This is a genomic window from Cytophagales bacterium, assembly GCA_019456305.1.
Classification (GTDB): domain Bacteria; phylum Bacteroidota; class Bacteroidia; order Cytophagales; family VRUD01; genus VRUD01.
Genome location: VRUD01000075.1, coordinates 4098 through 21332, shown reverse-complemented (window position 1 = coordinate 21332; position 17235 = coordinate 4098). Strand labels below are relative to the sequence as shown.

General features: G+C 34.8%; 13 protein-coding genes and 2 pseudogenes (1 of these 15 cut by a window edge). 8 read left to right on the top strand and 7 right to left on the bottom strand.

Annotation, left to right across the window (positions count from 1 at the left end):
- Positions 1 to 592 precede the first annotated feature (592 nt).
- From FVQ77_14215 to FVQ77_14205, 3 genes and pseudogenes are all read right to left on the bottom strand, one after another.
- Positions 593 to 1771: pseudogene (locus FVQ77_14215) on the bottom strand (hypothetical protein).
- Positions 1772 to 1927: 156 nt separating this feature from the next.
- Positions 1928 to 3373 (bottom strand): restriction endonuclease subunit S, encoded by a 1446-nt coding sequence (locus FVQ77_14210; GenBank protein MBW8051463.1) that lies wholly within the window; start codon positions 3371 to 3373, stop codon positions 1928 to 1930.
- Positions 3343 to 5277 (bottom strand): N-6 DNA methylase, encoded by a 1935-nt coding sequence (locus FVQ77_14205; protein MBW8051462.1) that lies wholly within the window; start codon positions 5275 to 5277, stop codon positions 3343 to 3345. The genes FVQ77_14210 and FVQ77_14205 overlap by 31 nt, the downstream gene beginning before the upstream one ends.
- Before the next feature lie 364 nt (positions 5278 to 5641).
- Between FVQ77_14205 and FVQ77_14200 the strand changes: the two genes are divergently transcribed.
- The 4 genes from FVQ77_14200 (at position 5642) to FVQ77_14185 (ending at position 9411) form a co-directional block, all read left to right on the top strand.
- Positions 5642 to 6022, top strand: coding sequence for a hypothetical protein (locus tag FVQ77_14200; GenBank protein ID MBW8051461.1), 381 nt, complete (start codon positions 5642 to 5644; stop codon positions 6020 to 6022).
- 243 nt (positions 6023 to 6265) lie between these two features.
- Positions 6266 to 6799 carry a DinB family protein gene (locus tag FVQ77_14195; protein MBW8051460.1) on the top strand — a complete coding sequence of 178 codons (534 nt, stop codon included), beginning with the start codon at positions 6266 to 6268 and terminating at the stop codon, positions 6797 to 6799.
- A gap of 225 nt (positions 6800 to 7024) precedes the next feature.
- Positions 7025 to 8119: a glycine cleavage system aminomethyltransferase GcvT gene (gene gcvT, locus FVQ77_14190; protein ID MBW8051459.1), complete on the top strand. Its 1095-nt coding sequence runs from the start codon at positions 7025 to 7027 to the stop codon at positions 8117 to 8119.
- A 590-nt stretch (positions 8120 to 8709) separates the two neighbouring features.
- Entirely contained in the window at positions 8710 to 9411 is a 702-nt protein-coding gene (locus FVQ77_14185) for a 2-phosphosulfolactate phosphatase (protein MBW8051458.1), read from the top strand.
- 174 nt (positions 9412 to 9585) lie between these two features.
- Here the strand turns inward: FVQ77_14185 and FVQ77_14180 are convergent, their stop codons facing one another.
- The 3 genes from FVQ77_14180 to FVQ77_14170 form a co-directional block, all read right to left on the bottom strand.
- On the bottom strand, positions 9586 to 10359 hold the full coding sequence (locus FVQ77_14180) for an AMP nucleosidase (protein ID MBW8051457.1): 774 nt from the start codon (positions 10357 to 10359) through the stop codon (positions 9586 to 9588).
- Positions 10349 to 11137, bottom strand: coding sequence for a prolipoprotein diacylglyceryl transferase (gene lgt, locus FVQ77_14175; protein ID MBW8051456.1), 789 nt, complete (start codon positions 11135 to 11137; stop codon positions 10349 to 10351). Before lgt ends, FVQ77_14180 begins: the two co-directional genes overlap by 11 nt.
- Before the next feature lie 267 nt (positions 11138 to 11404).
- Positions 11405 to 11953 carry a hypothetical protein gene (locus tag FVQ77_14170; protein MBW8051455.1) on the bottom strand — a complete coding sequence of 183 codons (549 nt, stop codon included), beginning with the start codon at positions 11951 to 11953 and terminating at the stop codon, positions 11405 to 11407.
- Between the two features lie 89 nt (positions 11954 to 12042).
- On the opposite strand from FVQ77_14170, the gene FVQ77_14165 reads away from it, so the two are divergent.
- From FVQ77_14165 to FVQ77_14150, 4 genes are all read left to right on the top strand, one after another.
- The gene (locus FVQ77_14165; protein MBW8051454.1) at positions 12043 to 13194 is read left to right on the top strand and encodes an isoaspartyl peptidase/L-asparaginase; all 1152 of its coding nucleotides are present in this window, start codon (positions 12043 to 12045) and stop codon (positions 13192 to 13194) included.
- 119 nt (positions 13195 to 13313) lie between these two features.
- On the top strand, positions 13314 to 13481 hold the full coding sequence (locus FVQ77_14160; protein MBW8051453.1) for a T9SS type A sorting domain-containing protein: 168 nt from the start codon (positions 13314 to 13316) through the stop codon (positions 13479 to 13481).
- Between the two features lie 20 nt (positions 13482 to 13501).
- On the top strand, positions 13502 to 13726 hold the full coding sequence (locus FVQ77_14155; protein ID MBW8051452.1) for a DUF433 domain-containing protein: 225 nt from the start codon (positions 13502 to 13504) through the stop codon (positions 13724 to 13726).
- A gap of 5 nt (positions 13727 to 13731) precedes the next feature.
- Positions 13732 to 14085, top strand: coding sequence for a hypothetical protein (locus FVQ77_14150; GenBank protein ID MBW8051451.1), 354 nt, complete (start codon positions 13732 to 13734; stop codon positions 14083 to 14085).
- A gap of 414 nt (positions 14086 to 14499) precedes the next feature.
- Here the strand turns inward: FVQ77_14150 and FVQ77_14145 are convergent.
- Positions 14500 to 17235: pseudogene (locus FVQ77_14145) on the bottom strand (hypothetical protein) (it continues 2436 nt past the right edge of the window).

Genomic DNA, 17235 nt, shown 5'->3' with positions numbered 1-17235 from the left:
CTACGCTAATTGGTACCTCCTGAAATCAAAAAAGTTAAGTTCCGAAAATTTTGGCAATTTACTAGTTCAAAACAAGGATGCTGTGGATGTACATAAAAATAGAGAAGCATATATAAGCGCTTTATAGAGAATTTCTCTCGTAGAACATACAGGTGTCCGGTTAAGAGATCATTCGTTCCTCAAATGAATCCTGAGATAATCGATAAGTTGAGTTTCATATAAAACACTCTTAAATTAGATTAGAGCCATGATTGATTATTGTAAAGAAAGAACTGTCAAAGTTAAACATTTGTAATTACTGTGTCTGTCCGCTTTATCGCTGTCTTTTTGCATTGTGGCTAACGGTAAGGGTATAAAACGTAGGGAATTATGAAAACGAATTTGTCTGCCGAAACGAATGTAAGTTTAGAATTCCAATGTTAAATACTTAGTTTTCATCCCTATATGCTATACCCATTGTTGTGCGTTCGTGCTATTCCGGCCATCCTGGTGGTGATTTACCCTTTAAAGATCGTATTTTGTCCGCAAGAACTTTCGATTTTTCCTTATGTGCTTCGGTACGTTCTTTAATCTTTGGTTCTCCATTTATAAGGTCAATCATTTCTACCTCCTCTAGCGGTTTGATTATTATTGTTGAATTAAGTTTAGCAGCAAGTTCTCGGAGTGATGTGCCCGCGTAAAGATCAATAATGAAACTCGGCTTGTTTTCGTAATCAAAATTTTCTAGTAGCATTTTAGTTATTTCCGAGTCCTTTCCACCATATCCGATAATCAATAACTTTTGTGCTTTTTTCAAATTCTGTCTGAACAATTCAAATAGAGTTTTGTAAAGTAATGGCTCTTTATAGCGTTCAATTTTTGAAGTTGTACCAGTGAGAAAATCTGCATGGTAGTTGATCCAACAATGCTCATACTCTAATTCGTCTTTATCATTTTTTTTTTCTTTGTACAATTCACCAAGGTCAATTCCATATCTTGTCTTTAAATATTTCTCCGGCGTTGCCATTGCACCTTGTGATCCATAATAAACTCCATAGTCCCTACTGCCATGAAGTTTATACAATCTGAATTTTTTGTCATATTTACCTGTATACCTTTCTAATCTAGGGCGATAAATTCGTCCATTAACTTCTAATTTGCCATAATAAGGTGAGCCTAGTTCTTCAAAGCCATCACACAATTGTCCATTAATCCAGTCCGAATAATTCAACCTTTCAAAGAACAAATCGTGATTTAGGGTATGAATATTAATTACATATTTTTCTGAAAGCTTCTGCAAACAGTTTAATATACCAGTATATCCGGGAAAAATTGGTCCGCACATGTGTGCAGCGTTATCGTAATGTGTCTCTCCATTTCCATCTTTTAAATAGTATAAAATTATTTGCGCGAAGATGTTGTCCAAGGAATGAATTAATTCGTCAACTGTCTCATTCTTTTCGATGAATGGTTGGGCTAATTTTTGAACGTTTTTGTCCGAGTTTGCTTCGTCTTTCATGAAGTCATAAAACTCCTCATAGTCAAAGTATCCTCGGCTGTCATTGAAATATTTAATCATCTCTTTACAGAAACTAAAGCTAATATCGTAGCTATTGTTATAATCGAAGTCAGGTTTTTTACCGTCTGCTGCAACCGCCATAGACCCACTTGTATGAAATGCAAATTCGTCTCCCGTACAGTTGAGTATACGTTGGTTCAAAGTGTCACCGAGAGGGTAACCCATTGGTGCAGAAAACCCTGCTCCAAGTAGTATTGAGATTGATTCTGTCATTTGTCAAAAAGTCGTTTTAGCATGACATTTTTGCATTGTGGCTAACGGACAGGTATATGCGTAGTTTGGGGTTTTTGCGCGTCAGGCTTTTGTGCAGGGGCAGAAAAACCCCAAATTATCGTATATACAATGTTACACGCATTTTATTATCATTCATTAATTTACGTTTATTACTAAATCAGTTAATAATTTTATTCCTTCTTTTTCTTTTTCAAACGCTTTGGTACGAATTTCATTTGCTTGCAATGCTAAATCGTTTATTTCTTTTTGTTTATCTGAATTATTTAGTGTTGGTATTAGAATTTCTGCTACATTATCAGAATCAATCATATCAATTACAGCACCGTATGTTTCTCGTTTTATTAGCGTTTTACTAAATTCACTATTTAAAAATATGAAAATATATCCAATTATATTGTTATTTGCTATTACTCTTATTGCGTTTTGACTTACAACCCAATTTTCTGTTTCATAATATTTAGGGACTAAAATAACATTTCCTATTGTCCCCCTGTCAGTAATTAATAATGTATTTTCTTTTACAGACAACTGTTTTTCAATTAATTTTTTATGGGTATCAATAGATAGATATTTGTCAATTTTTGGTGAAAGTTGTAAAATATCATTAGTACCAAGAAATGCAACACCACTATCTGCTTCTACATAATTACGTTTAAAAATTCCGGGCATTGTAATATCTATTGCTAATGAACTGAGTTTTCTAATTTCTTTAGCGTTTTTCTTAAGTGTGCTTATTATTTCCGATATAAGTGGTAAATGATAAGATGCATCAAATCTAAAATCTAATTTGTTTAGAGGAACTGAATAATTTTTTAAGTCAACAGTTTCATCAAAATATTTCAGTTTAAGATTTTCAATAGGTACTAATTTCAATTCTTCATATATAATTTTCTCGGCTCTATTTAACAATTCGTTGTACTGGTCACGCAAATCAAACGATTGCATTATTAAATCATGTATTTTTTGTTTAATCTCATCAGGTGGATTGGGAATTAATACATTGCATAAATGTTCTGGCTCAATATGTTGAATAACAGCACCATATTTGTTTGATGATAAAATTGTTGAACCAAAATTTGAGTTTAGATATGCGTAAATGTACCCTAAATCATAAGTACTTTTTGGTAAAATTCTAATTACATCATCAGAAAAAACAGTATTACTAAATGTTTCATTAACAATTGTAGTTTTACCAATCGTACCTGACCTGGATAATAATAACATTCCTTTTTTTACTTTCAGTATTTCTATATTCTTTGAATATTTCTTTGAAATAAATTTTGTCGGTTTTGGAGAAATTAGTACCATTTGAGAAGGTAAAAACATAGGCACACCCACAAGACTATCAACATATTTTCTTTTAAATCTTAGAGGGTAACTTGCATTACTTATTAAACCTTTATCTGACCAAAGATTTACAACAGGATATTTACATTTTTTTAGAGTTTCTTTTGCCAATCGTGCCTTAAAATTATATGCGCCGGCTTCTAAACGATAGCCGTTTTCAATAATTTCTTTTATGCTTATTGAAAGGTATTTTAATTCTTGTGCTACCATACTATTCCCTGTTCTTTTTTCCATTCACTAAATACGTTTGCAACTAATTTTGTTTGGTCGTCAAATTCTCGTTCTTCAACTGTTTCAATATCGCCGGTTTCAGTTATATATTGTTTAGCAAAGTACAAAACTTTACCGTCTTTATCTCTTTGGTAAATATTTACGCCACGTTTATCATGCCCTACTTTTTCAACCATTGTCATAAAAACTTCATAATTTTCGTGTTGCGAAGTATATTTATCATCATTTGTTTTTTTCTGTACGATTAAAACAGAGGTTTGCGTTCCGTTTCCTGGTTGGAATGTATCCACGTGTAAATCAACACTTGCAATAATTTTAGTGTTTTCAATCAACCATTTTCTAATATGGGCAAGTCCGGGGTTTCCTAATATGCTATCGGGTAAAACAATTGCTAACCTACCGCCTGGCTTTAAAAATTGCAGACAACGTTCAACAAAAAGTTGCTCAGGTGGTACTGAATTGAAACCTTTTGCAATTTCAAATTGCGATAAAATATTTTGGTCAATAATCGGTATTTTACTGCCGAAAGGCGGATTTGTAACAATTACATCAAATAAGCCGATTTTATTGTGGTTTGTAATATCATCAGTGCTTATTCCAAAAGCATCGGCTAAATCATTTTTAAATTCATAATCCCACTCATGCGGCGGTAGTAATGAATTACAACGCATAATATTACCGCTACCGTCGTTATTCATTACCATATTCATTTGGGTTGCTTTTACTAAATCAGGGTTAATATCAAAACCAAAGAAATTTTTTGCTGCGGTTTCTCTAATTAAATCAGTTGCTATCTGTCTTTCATTTTCTGTCCATTTACCTTTTGGCTTATTTAGTTGCTTTTCAATTTTTAACTCAATTTGTTGAATAACTAATGTCATTGCCTGAACTAAAAATCCACCTGTACCGCAACTACTATCTAAAACTTTTTCATTTGGTTTTGGATTTATCATTTCTACGGTCATTTTCATTACATTGCGGGGGGTAAAAAATTCTCCCCTATCACCACGTAAATTTGCGCCGACTATTTCTTCATATGCCTTTCCTTTTACATCAATGTTTGTTTTAAGTAAATCGTAATCTTGTAATTCACCGACAATAAAAGTAAGTGTTCTTGTGTCTTTGAAATTTATTTTGTCGTTTAGTTCAAAAATGAGTTTATATTTATCTTTAACTTTTTTAAATATTTTGTCTATACGCTTTGCCACTGATAATTGACCGTCTATGCTATTACGTTCTTTGGGTGTTACAAAAAATTCTATATCGGAAAGTACATTTTTTTCGTCTTCAATTTTGCAGAAGATTATTTTAAGAAGTTCGAAAAACGCAGGTTGTTTTTGAAAACCTTCAAAAGCATAAATAAAGTTATGGCAACGTTTAAAAGTAAAAAGTAAATTATCGGCAACCGCTTTTCTTTGTTTTCCGCGTTTAGGTCTGTCGTCTTCGTGTATATCTGTATCAAATTCAGGTATGTCGCTATATTCAAAAAATTCTATTTCTCCTTTTGAATTAACAACTTTACGAAAAACTTCCTTCTCTTTACCATTTGTCCACATACCCCACTCGGAATTGGCACAAGATGACATATAAGATTTTAATTGTTCTATTCCTTCTTTTTTGTCGGATGGTTTTATGTTTTCTTTTTTACATTCTATTATTATTTTTATCTTTTCTTGTTCAAATACTGTACAATCTTTTGGAAAAATGGCAATATCGATTCTTGGTTTGTTTGAACCTATTTTTATACCTATCTCAACTTGTATGAGTTCTTTTGGATAACCTAACTCATTTACAAGTCGTTTCAGAATATTTTGACGTACATACTCTTCCTGTGTATCTTTACGAAATGTACCGTCAATATAATCTTTAATTTTTCCTTCTGGAATTGAAATAGTTACTATTTCTATATTTTTATCATTTTTCATCAATTAATTAGATGCAAAATTAATCATTTTGTCACATTTTATAAAATCTATTTATCGTTGTTTTTTTGATTGCGTGTAACGTAGGGATAAGAGCAACTTTATTGCTCTTGTCCCCGCTATATCTTTGAACAAAATTAACTAATGGGCATCTCTAAAAACTTAAAATTAAGTAACAACATTATTAAATTCAAGAAAAAAGGAAAAAAATATTAAAAGTAAGTTTTTAGAGATGCCCATATTTTTTATACAAAAATACTATACTGATAATTTTGTATTTTAAAATTAACCTTATTAATATTGCAGTCCCGAATACTCGGGATTACATTAACTAAAAAAGGAGGTTATTATGTTATTATTTCATGTTTTTAAGCTCAATGCACTGTTTACATTTGAGTTTTTTGTGCTTATCTGTGCGATTTTACTTTTAGCTTATGTGAATAAGCAGCAGTTAAGTAAGTGGTATAAGTGGGGTGCAGGCGCCATTTCAGTAATAATGGTTCTGATCATTATTTGTACAGCAGTCAATGCTTTTTGCGGGTGCCATAAAAGATATGGCCATGAAGGGTGTTCCGCAAAATGTTATTCAAGTTGTTGTAAGGCAGGATGGAAAGGAAAATATCCTGAATGTAAAGGAAAGTATCACAAAGACCAACAGCTAAAAGACAAAGTTGATGAAGGGAATGAAGAAAATGTAGTATCTGAAGAGGATACAGGTATAGAAGAATAGCTTCTGGTACCACTCCCTTGTATGCAAATAAAAAAGCACATAGTGTCCCAAGTAATTCAGGAGCGAAAAAGGGCTGGAGCGTGGATAACACTATGCGCCATAGGAAAAACTTTGAGCCTCAGGTTTTAATAATGCCTGGGGCTTTATAATGTACTTACCGGAATTTCTCAGCCAAAAGTTGATCACCCGGTAGGGTGAAATGTTTCTTTCAACCCCGAGTACTCAGGATAAACGGGAACTTATATGAATAATAAGCTACGGATAAAATTTGATCACCTGGAAAACAACCGGCTGGAATTGATGGAAAATCTTGAAAAATTCGGAGAAAAAGAGCTGAGTTTTCAACCCGATCAAGATAAGTGGTCTATTATTCAGGTAATTCACCATTTGAACAAAACAGAGCAATTATCGGTTGCTTACATCAATAAAAAGCTGCAATATAGAACCAATATCAAAAATTCGGGTTTGGGTGCAATCATAAGATCATTTTTATTAAAATTAGCGCTCCGTTCATCATTTCGTTTTAAAGCGCCCAAATTTATAGCTGATGTACCCAAAACCAACACTTTTGAAAGTATAAAAGATCAATGGGGGCAGACCAGAAAGGATATCAGAAAATTACTGGATGAATTTCCTGATGATTTACTGGATAAAAATATATTTAAGCATGCCTTTGCAGGTAGAATGAATATTTATCAAATGTTTAATTTTATGCAAGATCATTTTGATCACCACCTGAAGCAGATAGGAAGGATAAAAAAAGAAATTGACAGTTGACAATAGACAATAGACAATTGTTCAGGTGTTCAAGTGATAGTTCAACAATTGTTTAATTAAAACTACCACTTTCGAGTGTTCAAGTGTTCGTGTGTTCATGTGGGTTTCCGAAACCACTAATTACACTAATTACACTAAATTAGTGAAATTCTTAATTAGTGTAATTCGTGTAATTAGTGGTTTCAAAATTATGTTAACACATTAATACCTGACACTACTTTTCTGATGGAACTTAAAAAAACAGCTCTACACGGTTTACATATAGAATTAGGCGCTAAAATGGCGCCTTTTGCCGGATTCAACATGCCTGTAAGATATACGTCTGATATTGAAGAACATAATGCCGTTAGAAATAGCGTAGGCGTGTTTGATATTTCCCACATGGGAGAATTTATTTTGAAAGGTCCCAATGCCCTTGACCTTATCCAGCGCATTACTTCAAATGATGCATCAAAATTATACGCGGGCAAAGCCCAGTACTCTTGCATGACCAACGAAAAAGGTGGCATTGTTGATGACTTGCTTGTTTACAGAACTGAGGAAGAAGAATATTTGCTGGTTGTGAATGCCTCAAACATTGAAAAAGACTGGAACTGGATCTCCCAACACAACCACAATAGCGTGGAAATGAAAAACATCTCTGACCAGACCTCCCTTATTGCAGTCCAGGGGCCAAAAGCTATTGATGTATTACAGAAATTAACGCCTGTCAAACTAACAGATTTGAAATATTATACTTTCACCAAAGGAAAGGTTAAAGGTGTTCCTGATATACTGATCTCAGCTACAGGATATACAGGTTCAGGTGGTTTTGAAATTTATTTTGACAATGATCAGGCAAAACAGATATGGAATAATATTTTTGAAGCAGGTGCTGAATTCGGTATCAAACCAATTGGCCTTGGAGCAAGGGATACACTCAGGCTTGAGATGGGTTTTTGCTTATACGGCAACGACATTGATGATACCACCTCTCCTATTGAAGCAGGCTTAGGCTGGATCACCAAATTTACAAAGGATTTTACCAATTCAATAAATTTGCAGGCACAAAAAGATAATGGTGTGAAAAGAAAATTGGTCGGGTTTGAGATGAAGGAGCGGGGTATTCCAAGAAGTCATTATGAGATAATTGATACAAATGAGAAAAATATCGGGAATGTTACATCAGGAACGCAATCACCATCCCTGGGCATAGGCATTGGCATGGGATACGTGAATACAGCTTATACTGAACCTGGTACAGAAATATTTATTGGGATCAGAAACAAAAATGTAAAGGCAAAGGTTGTGAAGATGCCGTTTTATAATAAGAAGGTATAAGGAAATAAGGAAATAGGGGAATTAAGGAAATAGTGATATATCCTTTATTCCCTTTATTTCCTTTTCTTTAGCTCTTTATTCTCCTTAATAATCTGCCACAATGGAATTAATGGTATAGACAAAACACTGAGGAATAATAAAATCAACATAATATTTTCAAATGTCATCATTTTTTTAACTCTTTGTTATCCTTAATAATTTGCCATAAAGGAATTAAGGCCAGTGTTAAAAAGAACAAAGCCACAGAAATCAGTATAAAATAATCAAAGGGTGTCATTGTTTTAGTAAATTAATAAAATGATTAATTTTTTTGTTTATCAAGATTATTATTATCGCAATTACTATAAATATTACAACGCCTGCAATAAGAAATTGTTTTTCAACAAGATTAATATCATTTAAGTTGCTAATATAAAATGTTGTTATTCCAGACGCTACGATTACACCTATAGTGAGTAAAGACCGAAGCCACAACGTAAGCAGCTTTATTTTTTCTATGATTTTTATTGAAATAAATTTGATAATGGATATTTTTTAACCAATCGTTGCTCAAAAAAAAAATAAACCAACTGCCTTATTCTATACAGATTATGAACAAAATTGATGTCTGTCTTACCCCTGAACTTTTGCACCTCTACGAAATTAAAAATAAAAATGTAGTGGTAATTGATATCCTGCGGGCCAGCTCCTCAATCACGACTGCCTTAGCCCATGGCATTGCGCGTATTAAGCCTGTAGCTGGACTTGAGCAATGTCGTGCTTTGAAAAAGCAGGGATTTATTATTGCCGGAGAGAGGGATGGTAAAAAGGCTGATGGATTTGACCTGGGTAATTCCCCATTTGATTATATGGACAGATCGTTGGCAGGTAAAACAATAGCTATGACCACTACCAATGGCACTATGGCTATTTCAAAGTCAAAGGATGCTGCTAAGGTAATTATCGGTTCATTTCTAAATAAAAAAGCTGTAGTTGATGAGTTACTTAGAGGCCAAAATGATATAGTTTTATTATGTGCCGGCTGGAAAGGCAGGTTCAGCCTTGAAGATACGTTGTTTGCCGGTGCAGTGGTGAAAGACCTCGCAAATTTCCAGGTTGAACATGATGCTGCTTTAGCGGCACGCTATCTTTATGATGGGGTGGGTAGTGATTTACCGGCAGTTATTGAAAACGCATCACATGCACAAAGGTTAAAGGGGTTAAATATTCAAAAAGATATTGCATTTTGTCTAACTTTTGATAAATATGATGTAGTGCCAGTGCTTAAGGGGGAGTTTCTAATTGTAAATTAAAAATTTGAGTCCCCTCTAAAAAGTAAAAATTTGAAAAGAAATCGTTTCTCGCAAAGACGCAAAGTTCTCAAAGGACTGAATATCAATTAGTTAAGCATATAACTTTGCGCTCTTTGCGCCTTTGCGAGAACCAAAAACACTTTTTAGAGTGGACTCAAATTTACAATCTTCAATTTACAAAAACCTAAGATGTTTAACCGATTCTCCTGAATTGGCTATTTCAAGCAATGATTCAATACCAATCTGAAGGTGTCTTTTTACATATTTTTGTGTAACTTCTTTGTCACTTTTAGTTGTTTTCACCCCTTCAGGTACCATAGGGTTATCTGATACTAACAATAGTGCACCGTTAGGAATTTCATTTATGAAAGCCACTACAAACAAGGTGGCTGTTTCCATGTCAATTCCCATAGTACGAATTTCCTTTAAATATCTTTTAAATTTTTCGTCATGCTCCCAAACCCTTCTGTTTGTACTGTAAACAGTGCCTGTCCAGTAATCTAATTCATGTTTTTTTATTACTGAAGAAATAGCGCGTTGAAGCATAAATGAAGGTAATGCAGGCACTTCTGCAGGAAGATAATCATTACTGGTTCCTTCTCCTCTTATTGCTGCAATGGGTAATATCAGATCACCTATATGAGTCTTTCTTTTTAAGCCGCCACATTTACCCAGGAAAAGCGTAGCCTTAGGGTTTATTGCAGAGAGCAGATCCATGATAGTAGCAGCCATGGCGCTTCCCATACCAAAATTAATTATTGTAATGTTATTGGCAGTGCTTGTTTGCATGGGCATATCTTTGCCCAAAATTTTTGTATGAAATTTTTTTGCAAAAAATTCAACGTAGTTAATGAAATTGGTAAGTAAAATGTATTTACCAAATTGAGATAATGGTGTGCCTGTATATCTTGGTAACCAATCTTTAACTATTTTTTCTTTATTTTCCATTTTTATATGACCGGATGAGGAGAATTACGCCTATTATTACTAATGGGATGCTAAGGATTTGCCCCATATTCAAAACCATACCTTCTTCAAACTCTACCTGGTTTTCTTTTAAGAACTCATAAAAAAATCTCAGTCCAAAGATCATAATAAGAAACAAACCGAATATTTTGCCTTGGGGCGTTTTGGCTTTTGCTTTATTGTATATGTAATAAAGTAAAAAGAATAACAGTAGGCATGAGATGGATTCATATAACTGGGCAGGATGTCGTGCAAAATCTTCTCCTAACCGTACGAATATAAAACCCCAGGGAAGATCTGTTGGTATTCCTACAATTTCAGAATTCATCAAATTCCCAAACCTGATAAGGCATCCGGCCAATGCTACAACGATCACTACCCTGTCAAAGGTCCATAAATAACTTTGATCTGGCTTTTTCCTTGAGTACAGATATAATCCAATAAGTATACCAACAGCAGCGCCATGACTGGCAAGTCCTCCTTCCCAGATATATAATAATTTAATTGGATCCTGCAGATAATAGGAGGGTTCATAAAAAAGGCAATGCCCTAATCTTGCCCCGATTATTGTTGAGAGTAACATGTAGATTGTTACTGAGTCAACATCCTTTTTGGGCTTACCTTCATCTTTAAAAATCTTTGATATTATTTGCAGCCCTATGATAAAACCCAAAGCGAATAATAAGCCATACCATCTGATTGAGAAGGGGCCAATAGAAAATATCTCGGGGTCGACATTCCATGATATAAAATTCAACATATTTATATGATTAGTAGAAATGCCTAAAATGTGCAAAAATTTTAGTTATTAGTTTGTTAGTTTTTAGTTATGGTTATTTAGTCATTGGTTATAGTTTATTAGTTTTATAGTTTACTTCTTTTAACGGTAGCTACTCGGGAGGAGCACGATGAGCAGGCAACTAAATAACTATAAAACCAAAACTAAAAACTAATTAACCATGGCTAATCAACCAAAAATCCAATAAGAAATTTAGTCATTTCAAATTTTAGGCATTTCAAGCATTTCTTATCTAATAGTTATCTTCACCTGAAAAGAAAAAAAAGAATATTTTTTATCAACCGGGTGAAAATGATACTCAAATTTTCTTTCTGATTTTCTTGCAATGTCCAGGAATCCGAGACCGCCACCATGGTCAGATGATTTTGATTCTTTTAAGACCTCTTTAAACCTTTTTTTAACCCCTTCTTTTCCCATATCATTAATATTGTCAAGTAATTTTTTAAGAGACGCTACATAATGATTTAAAATAAAATTTCCGGTAGCAGTAATGAACTCGTTTTGGTTTTTTCCAATCATAAAAATTCCTTGTGTCATTTTAGAATTATCAATTTTCTCACCATGATTGCAAATATTTTGTAAACATTCTACTATAACTGATAACAGTCTGCTTTTTAGGAATAAATTGTGCGCTTCTATATCAAGTTTTTCTTCAATATATGACCACATAGGCGTAACAAGCCTCTGATCGAAATCACCCTTATATGATAACAATAAATCATCTTGTTCTAAATCTTTAAACCAATTGATTAAAAAATCTTTTTTTTCACTTAACATACATTTAAATAATTTAGTTTGTTAATTTTACACCAAAAATTCATTAACCGGCTTTGAAAAATCACCCAAATGTAAAACAATTTAATAGTATGAAAAAAATTATTTTAAATAATAACTTATTAGGATGTTTATTCTTAACCTGCCCGCCATGCTCAAGCCCATACGTTGGCAGGCGGGTGAGATTTTTTGTTGCAGTGATTGTTTTGATATCCACTATTTCTTCAGCGATTTCGCAAAATGAAAAAAAGAATATCAATAAAATCACCATAGTCATTCACGCAGGTGCAGGCACGATCTTAAAGGGGAACATGACACCTGAAAAAGAAGATGCGTATAAAACAAAACTAAAGGAGGCATTACAAGTAGGGTATGAAATTTTAAAAGTGGAAGGTTCAAGCCTGGATGCTGTAGAAGCTGCCATCAATGTATTGGAAGATTCGCCATTGTTCAATGCCGGCAAAGGGGCCGTGTTTACCAATGAAGGTAAAAACGAACTTGATGCTTCTATTATGGATGGAAAAACATTAAATGCTGGAGCTGTTGCTGCTGTCACTGTTATAAAAAATCCTGTCAGCGCTGCACGCAAAGTGATGGAAAACTCACCACATGTGCTGCTATGCTATGCCGGTGCAGAAAAATTTGCTAAAGAGCAGGGGCTGGAAATTGTAGATCCCTCTTATTTTTTTACAGAAAAGCGTTATAAATACTTCAAGGAAAACAAAAAAAAGGAGCAAGGAACGAAGGACAAGGAGCGTGGGACGGGAGTCGAAGACCAGAAAGATGATCCTGGTGGTAAGGGAGATATTAAGGATATTTCAAATGTACATAGTTTTGGTACGGTAGGTGCAGTAGCATTAGACGTAAACGGCAACCTTGCTGCAGGTACTTCCACCGGTGGAATGAGCAACAAACGATTTGGCAGGATCGGAGATTCGCCCATAATTGGTGCAGGAACTTATGCCAACAACAAAACCTGCGCAGTTTCGGCAACCGGCCATGGTGAATATTTTATCCGTTCGGTAGTGGCCTATGACATTTCTGCCCTGATGGAATATAAAGGCGCTTCATTAGAAAAAGCTGCCAATGAGGTGATCATGAAAAAATTGGTTGAATTAGGCGGTACCGGAGGCGTAATCTCTGTGGACAAAGATGGTAATATTGCCATGCCTTTTAATACTGCCGGAATGTTTAGAGGGTATGTGAAGGGGGATGGGGAAATAATTGTGAGGATCTACAAGTAACTCCGATTTGTAATCGGAGAGAAAGGATATTGGATATTAGATACCGATAGAATGGTAGTAATTCTTATGTTATAAACAATAGGGCAAATTTGTTTGGAATATAAAAATCAATAATAAAGATGTTCAATGCCCAGGGAGCAATTGTTTATAACGAGGAGATTTTCTCCAAAAACCATACAGTCATTATCACAATTAATACGGAAAACTTATCCGGTGGCTTGTATATGATCTCTGTGCAGGGGGAAAAGGAGAATCAAACGAAGAATATTATTATCTATAAAAACTAATCAACGAGAAAAGAAAAGATATGAAAAACAGAATCGTTCTGGACCCTGACGTAATGGTGGGCAAACCTGTTATCAAGGGTACCCGTATCACCGTTGAAATGATACTTCGCCAATTGTCACAGGGCATTTCAATTGACGAACTGCTGGATAATTACCCACATCTTACCCGTAAAGATGTTTATGCAGCTATAGCCTATGCTTCCGAACGGATGATAGAAGATAGGATATATTCTCTTAAAGTTTAAGGATTATGTCTCAACTCAGGTTTTTGCTGGATGAAGATGTTGGCAAACGCACAGCTAATATATTAAGAGACAAAGGGTATGAAATCAGGACAGTTATTGAAGAAATGCCTGGAATCAAGGACAGGAATGTTCTGATGGAAGCCGTAAAAGATAAACGTATTGTGGTTACGCTGGATAAGGATTTTGGGCGACTTGTATTTCGCGACCATAAAAAATATCTCGGGGTATTGTTCTTGCGTTTACGAAAAGAATCACCTGAAAATATTGCAAGCGCTATCCAAAAAACGGTAAAGCAATACGGAGAGCAACTAATCGGTAAATTTACAACGGCAACTGAATATAATGTACGAGTGAGATAATAAGCATCCGGTCTGTACATAAAACTCACCGCAGCAGCCGCATTTGCAATTTTCGCTCATCCCATCCCACAAGCCCTAAAATTGCAAAAGAATGCGGCTGCCCCACCAAAAAAAGACCCCCTAAAAAAAACAAAATATTTTTGGTATGTAGCATTAAAATACCGTTAAATATTCTTTAGTTGAAATTCCTATGGAAATATTTTCTTCAACTTCATTAACGATTTGAGAGCCATTGGACTTTATTATTTTTTGCTTAATTTCAGCATTATTTATTTTTGGAGGTTGATATATTGCCTCTGGCTTTTTCTGAAGTTTCCAGCCTACGAAAATAATACTTTGCTTGTTTAAAAATTATTTAATTCAAAGTTAATCCACCGGCAAATATACTATATTTTATGTTAGTTTCTATAATATTTACCTGAATTTTGCCCCAACCACCACAGTTTCTTTAAAACTCCTTACATTTCCCTTAATATCAAATACCTCAAAATGAACCAAATAATAGCCTACCCTTGCTTTGCGTTTGTCATCTGTAGTGCCGTCCCATTTATAATATCCTGATTCTGTCCCAAGCAATTCATTCCTGGCCAACTTTCTTATTAATCGCCCTCTTGAATCATAAATGGTGATGTTAGCAAAATTGCCGGGATTTTTAAAATCGTAATAAATAAAAGTAAAATCCTGGCCGGAAGTATTATCCTGATCGGGAGTAAAAACTTTTGGCTCAATCCAAACCTCTCCTGTAATTGTTGTTAGTATCACAGATGATTGAGAGTTAAGATAACCTGGAGTTGCATAGCCCGCTGTGCTTGCAGCAGAGTGCCAGTTGCCTGGGTCGTTGGTTGGTATGTTGAAGTTGATCCTTTCGAGGGAAACGCCATTTTCATCATCAATTAAGGGGAGGTGCATGTCTTTGTCGTAATCAAATCTCTCCATAATGTTACTCTGGTCATTTATTAAGATAACAGCATCGGAATTATCATCGTAGCCTGGTATTTTAGTCATTTGTAGAAATGTTTCTTCTCTTGCTCCCGGGTACTCGTTTTCAATATTCTCGCAATCTTCTGTTAATACAACATATTCTTCGGGAAAGATAATATAAGGTTCTTGAATAATGGCCAATTGGTTTGCAATAACTCCATCGCTGGTGTCTGCCAATTGCCAGTTTTGAAGGTTAATATATTTATTTGAGTTGTTGTAGAGCTCTACAAAATCTTTCCCACCTGTTCTAGGGTTAAATAACATTTCATTGATGATAATATCCAATGAATCTCCTTGTTCAGGGCGAGCAAAATAAGCAATGTCACTTACAGTGTTATTGCCTATACAATCCTCAATATTATTGATTGTAACCATATATTTTACCTTGTGCTGCAAAGTATCATTAAAATGGAGGTTAACAAATTTAAATTCAATAGTATCAATAGAGACCATGATTACTGTATCGCCCTTATCAATCGTATAATTTCCTTTATTTGTAGCGCTGATACTGTCAAGGCTTTCGTTGAAAATCAATCTTACCGTTACAGAATCCATAACGTCTGCTCTTATCAGTGAGGGACCTGTCAGATCAGGATTGTTTTCAAAAACAGAATTTTGCTTTCCGGGTGTACCGCCTGAAGGGTCTGCTGATGCGATCCAATTATTACTTACCCGTCCACAAAGAGATAGTCCTTCACAGAGATTAGTAAGGTCAATCATTTCCAGCGACCAGCCGCCATCTTTTTTTGTGCTGGATTGGTACCAGCTGTCAGAATAAGTAACTGAATGGATAAGCTTATTTTGATATGTAAAAGTCAACAGCCCTCCTGCATTTGATAAAGAAGAAAAATCAGCTAATGGTAATACTTTTCCATACTGTTCAAATTGTGGAGCAGCAGCTTCGTCACATACAATGATATATTCTCCTGGCATAAAGATCAATTCTTCAACACCGAAGATTTTATTGCTATTATTATATATTTCATAAAATTCGTATATCGGTAATCCTACATTTGGTCTTTGTGGTGTTGGATCGGCAAAGATCTCTGTAATTAATATGTCATATTTTTTAGCAGGGGGTGAAATTAGAAATTGAGCTTTATTATTTGAACTTATTATTCTATCTGTGCAGTCTGTTACGCTGTCTATTGTAATAGTGTAAAGGATCCCGGTATCAAGAGGTGGATTAAGGGTTAAAAGCAAAGTTGTAAAATCTGCTGAAATTACCTGCACATCTGTTACAACTATACCACTATCAATAGTAAAGGAACCACTTACTAAGCTGGTACTATCCATGGGTTCGCTAAAAGTTACTTTGACAGTAATATTTGATAAAGCCATAGCGCTTATCAAATCTGGCGGTAATGTATCTGGTGATGTATCAAAGACAGAGTTTTGTGTACCGGGTGTACCGCCTGAGGGATCATTCGATGCAGTCCAGTTGCTTGAAAAGCTACAGGGATGGTCGGGATTGATCAATTCCAACGTCCAGCCTCCATCATCTTTTAGAGGATCGTTATACCAGGTATCTGAATAATCTACAATATCTATAATACTCCCCCCATCATCTGTTAGTGTTAAGCTGTCTCCCCCATTCGTAAGAGCAGTAAAGGAAGGGATACCAATTACAGTACCAAAAGGGCTATAACTAACAGTGTCATTTTCATCACATAAGATTATGTATTTATTTGGAAATAAAAAATGCGATGGTAATATTTTACTCGTAGCGCTGTTTACAAATTGCCATCCCCGCAAATCAAATACTTTACTGCTTCTATTAAATATTTCTACAAATTCAATTTCAGGCAGCCCGACAACAGGTGTCGGATCTGCAAAAATTTCATTGATGATTATATCGAATTTGCCGGCAGGGGGTGAAATTAAAAATTGAGCGCTATTATTCACACTAATAGGATTTCCCGGGCAATCTCTAACATTATTTAGGGTAATGGTGTAAACTGTTCCGGTATCTATAGCCGGGCTAAACGTCAGTATCACTTCAGTAAAATTGGGTGCAACAGGTTGAATAGCTGATACTGTTAGTGGAGGAGTAAAAGTATATGTTCCTGATGCGAGGCTAATACTATCCATGGGTTCGCTAAAAGTAAGCTGAATAGAGGTATTTGACAGGGCAATCACACCCAACAAATCAGGTGGCTGAGTATCAGG

Bases quoted from the DNA above. Each gene is read 5' to 3' on its own strand.
- FVQ77_14210 (MBW8051463.1), bottom strand. From the start codon at position 3,373: ATGGAAAAAAGAACAGGGAATAGTATGGTAGCACAAGAATTAAAATAC.
- FVQ77_14200 (MBW8051461.1), top strand. From the start codon at position 5,642: ATGTTATTATTTCATGTTTTTAAGCTCAATGCACTGTTTACATTTGAG.
- FVQ77_14195 (MBW8051460.1), top strand. From the start codon at position 6,266: ATGAATAATAAGCTACGGATAAAATTTGATCACCTGGAAAACAACCGG.
- gcvT (MBW8051459.1), top strand. From the start codon at position 7,025: ATGGAACTTAAAAAAACAGCTCTACACGGTTTACATATAGAATTAGGC.
- FVQ77_14185 (MBW8051458.1), top strand. From the start codon at position 8,710: ATGAACAAAATTGATGTCTGTCTTACCCCTGAACTTTTGCACCTCTAC.
- FVQ77_14180 (MBW8051457.1), bottom strand. From the start codon at position 10,359: ATGGAAAATAAAGAAAAAATAGTTAAAGATTGGTTACCAAGATATACA.
- lgt (MBW8051456.1), bottom strand. From the start codon at position 11,137: ATGTTGAATTTTATATCATGGAATGTCGACCCCGAGATATTTTCTATT.
- FVQ77_14170 (MBW8051455.1), bottom strand. From the start codon at position 11,953: ATGTTAAGTGAAAAAAAAGATTTTTTAATCAATTGGTTTAAAGATTTA.
- FVQ77_14165 (MBW8051454.1), top strand. From the start codon at position 12,043: ATGAAAAAAATTATTTTAAATAATAACTTATTAGGATGTTTATTCTTA.
- FVQ77_14160 (MBW8051453.1), top strand. From the start codon at position 13,314: ATGTTCAATGCCCAGGGAGCAATTGTTTATAACGAGGAGATTTTCTCC.
- FVQ77_14155 (MBW8051452.1), top strand. From the start codon at position 13,502: ATGAAAAACAGAATCGTTCTGGACCCTGACGTAATGGTGGGCAAACCT.
- FVQ77_14150 (MBW8051451.1), top strand. From the start codon at position 13,732: ATGTCTCAACTCAGGTTTTTGCTGGATGAAGATGTTGGCAAACGCACA.